This window comes from Azohydromonas australica DSM 1124, assembly GCF_000430725.1.
In the GTDB taxonomy this organism is placed as follows: Bacteria; Pseudomonadota; Gammaproteobacteria; order Burkholderiales; family Burkholderiaceae_C; genus Azohydromonas; species Azohydromonas australica.
Map to the genome: position 1 here is coordinate 1 of NZ_KE387203.1, position 3,123 is coordinate 3,123.

Sequence of the window (3,123 nt, forward strand, 5' to 3'; positions counted from 1 at the left end):
TGCACGAGCTGCAGCGCATCCAGGGCCGCTACGCGCTGGTGACGATGTGCATCGGCGGCGGCCAGGGCATCGCGGCCATCTTCGAGCGCTGCTGAAATCCTCAGCCTGCACGTTCACTCGGCAGCCGCGGTTGGGGCAGTAAAGCCCTGGCTGTAGCTGCCGGCAATCGCGCTTATGTGAAATTCGGTGCAGTATCAACGAAGCACATTCTTTGGGTCAAAGCAGCTGCTGGAAATCATGGTGGATCGTTCGTCCGTCTACCAGTTTCATCCTTCGACGCGACTGTCGTGATAGGGAGCGTTATCGGAATAGCAATGAGCTGCTGCTGTGTGGCGTGGCTCGTTTTCGCCGTTCACACAACCAAGGCAGTTGTTGGATCCCAAGCAAAGTTGCGTACATCACTGGTGCTGCATACGCGATACAAATGACAGCACGGCACCGAGCTGCACGATGTCCCAATCTGGATTTCCACGATTGAGGCCACACGTAAGCAGCCCGTTGAAACAACAATGGCAAGCGAGCCAGGCCGCTGCGCAGGTAGAACTCGACACCTGCGCTGCCGCCATGGCACCCGCGGCGTGAATTCGGCCAGGACCCTGAGCCAGCGCTAAAAAATCGGCAAGAAACCGGATGGCCAGTCCATCTGGGCCTGCGCTGATAAAGCGCCGACGAAGCTGACACGCCGAGCCTACCGATACCCCCAGCACCGCAGCTGTCTGCTCAATGGACACGCCCACCGGCAGCGGCAGCACCTCGGCCTGCGCTTGGCGCAACTCCTCTACCGTCTTGGCTTCGCGCAGCGCCTGATGTGCCCGCTGGTCTTGCCCCCGTATCCCCGGACACGGCCTATCCGTTGGTTAACGCCTGACTTCGTTGCTGCCTGAACTCGCGCGGCGAGCGCATTTTCAGGCTGGAGTGGGGGTGTACCTCATTGAAGTGCTCGAACGCCGCCGGCAGTTGGGCCAGCACAGTCGCCGCGTCGGTCAGGTCCATGCGGCTGACGTAGTCGCGGCGGAACGTGTTGACGAAGCTCTCGGCGATGCCGTTCTCCTGAGTCCACGACTGCACGTTGTGCAGGCGGTCAAGCGCGAATGGAATTCCAGATCACGCATCCCTTCCACCCCTGGCACGGCCGGCGCTTCATGCTGGCTACCCGCAAGATCAACTGGGGCGAAGACCGGGTGATGTACTTCGACGAGGACGGCCACGTTCGTTCATTGCTGGCATCGTGGACGGACGTCGATGAGCCGGACCTGTTCACCCAGGCGGCAGGTGGCAGGTCGTTCCTGCGGGTAGACGACTTGGTAGCGTTGGCACGACTCCTTGATGAGATCGAGCGAGCCTGGGGACGCGCTGACAGCGTCAAGGGAATTGCGCCGCAGGTGTAAAGCTATATGCGCCGCATAGCTGTATCCGCCCTTGCGTGCCTTGCTGCCATGGACCCGGCGTTCCTCGACGTAGACCAACGCCATGCATGGGGCATGGTTGAACTTCTGCAGGCTGCGGCATATCTTCATTTACGTAGCCCGGGAGTACCAGCCGATGTTCAAGCCCGATGCAAAGACCCAACGGCTGCGCGAGCACAAGGTGCTCAACCCGCGGCCGCACGCTGTACGAGCGCCGTGGTTCCGCGCCGGTGGCTTCTTCGATCCCAACGACCTGGTGCAGGTGAAGTACGAGATGCTGCGCCACGCCCACGAGGATGGCGTAACCAAGGCCGAGGCCGCGGCACTGTTCGGTCTGTCGCGACCGACGTACTACCAGGCCGAGGCCGCGTTCGAGCGCGAGGGCATCACGGGCCTGTTGCCTCATCCGCGCGGGCCCAAGACGCCGCACAAGGTCAACGCCGACGTGATGTCGATCATCGAGCAGCGTCAGAGCGAAGGCGGTCCACTGCAGGCCCGTGCACTGGTCTCGCTGGTTCAATCACAGCTGGGCATCTCACTGCATCCGCGCACCATCGAGCGTTGTGCGGCGCGAATAAAAAAACGCTGAGGCACCGCGTCGCCGCCTGCGGTCCGGCCCTGCCGGCCGCCGCTATCCAGGTCTACGAGGACCTGCGCGCCGCGGTGCTGTATGGGCATGCCGACTCGCATGCGATGGCAGCCATCGCGTTCCACGGCTTATGGCACGGCCTGGCCGTGCTTGCCACAAGTGGCATGGCAGGTCATTCATCAGCTTGCGCAGCGCCGAGCACGGCGGCGCCACCGACTGCCGGCACGCACGACCGCCAGCTCGTGCGCCAGCTGGCCAACATGGTGCTGGCAGTCCAATCGCAGGTGCAACATGTCTACTGATGCGGCCATGAAGGTTAGTGCCGACCATCTGCGGCGCGATGCATTCCTCTACGTGCGCCAATCCTCGCTGCGCCAAGTGTTCGAGAACACCGAGAGTACCAAGCGGCAGTACGCGCTGCGCGAGCGCGCGGTAGCCCTGGGCTGGCCGACGGAGCGCGTGCACGTCATCGACGGCGACCTGGGACAGTCGGGCGCGCATGCCGATGGGCGTGAGGGCTTCCAACGTCTGGTGTCGGAGGTGGCCATGGGCAACGCCGGCATCGTGCTGGGGTTGGAGGTGTCGCGTCTGGCGCGCAACAACTCCGACTGGCACCGCCTGCTGGAGCTCGCGGCGATGTCGCACACGCTGATCCTGGACGAAGATGGCGTGTACGACCCGGCTCACTTCAACGACCGGCTACTGCTGGGGCTCAAGGGAACCATGAGCGAGGCGGAACTGCACGTGCTCAACAGCCGGCTGCAGGGCGGCATCTGACCTTGCCCCTGTTTCCCGTAGTTCTTAGCCCTCGTTCTATGCGGCGTTCTTGTGCTGTGCCGCATGCCAGCGTTGCTCGTACTGCATAGGGCTCAGGTAGCCCAGCGAGGAATGCAGCCGGCGGTAGTTATAGAAGGTCATCCAGGCAACGACCTCGTCCATCGCCTGGCGCAGCGTCGCGAACTTGCGACCGTGCAGTCTGCCAACCTTGAGGTGCCCCCACAAGCTTTCCGTCGGGGCGTTGTCCCAACAATTCCCCTTGCGGCTCATGGAAGAGCGCATGCCATAGCCGCGCAGGACGCGCTGGAACTCGTGGCTGCAGTACTGGGCGCCCCTGTCCGAATGGAAGAT

General features: G+C 63.0%; 5 protein-coding genes and 2 pseudogenes. 4 read left to right on the forward strand and 3 right to left on the reverse strand.

The genetic code is table 11. The annotated features are described in order from the left end of the window. Window positions 1-95: hypothetical protein (locus H537_RS51385; RefSeq protein ID WP_156901858.1), on the forward strand; the 95-nt coding region annotated here is incomplete at its 5' end. A gap of 303 nt (window positions 96-398) precedes the next feature. On the opposite strand, the gene H537_RS53250 is transcribed toward H537_RS51385, so the two are convergent. Next, window positions 399-752: a helix-turn-helix domain-containing protein gene (locus H537_RS53250; protein ID WP_156901859.1), complete on the reverse strand. Its 354-nt coding sequence runs from the start codon at window positions 750-752 to the stop codon at window positions 399-401. A 94-nt stretch (window positions 753-846) separates the two neighbouring features. Next, window positions 847-1,053 (reverse strand): annotated as a pseudogene (locus tag H537_RS0119140) (integrase core domain-containing protein); the annotation flags it as partial. A 38-nt stretch (window positions 1,054-1,091) separates the two neighbouring features. Between H537_RS0119140 and H537_RS44270 the strand changes: the two are divergent. From H537_RS44270 to H537_RS0119155, 3 genes and pseudogenes are all read left to right on the forward strand, one after another. Next, complete coding sequence (locus H537_RS44270) at window positions 1,092-1,388, forward strand: DUF5372 family protein (protein WP_156901860.1); 297 nt, start codon at window positions 1,092-1,094, stop codon at window positions 1,386-1,388. 154 nt (window positions 1,389-1,542) lie between these two features. Then, on the forward strand, window positions 1,543-1,995 hold the full coding sequence (locus tag H537_RS0119150) for a helix-turn-helix domain-containing protein (RefSeq protein WP_028999102.1): 453 nt from the start codon (window positions 1,543-1,545) through the stop codon (window positions 1,993-1,995). 291 nt (window positions 1,996-2,286) lie between these two features. After that, window positions 2,287-2,769: pseudogene (locus H537_RS0119155) on the forward strand (recombinase family protein); the annotation flags it as partial. Between the two features lie 39 nt (window positions 2,770-2,808). Here the strand turns inward: H537_RS0119155 and H537_RS0119160 are convergent. Beyond that, the coding region (locus H537_RS0119160; protein WP_211235045.1) for an integrase core domain-containing protein at window positions 2,809-3,123 on the reverse strand (315 nt) is incomplete at its 5' end.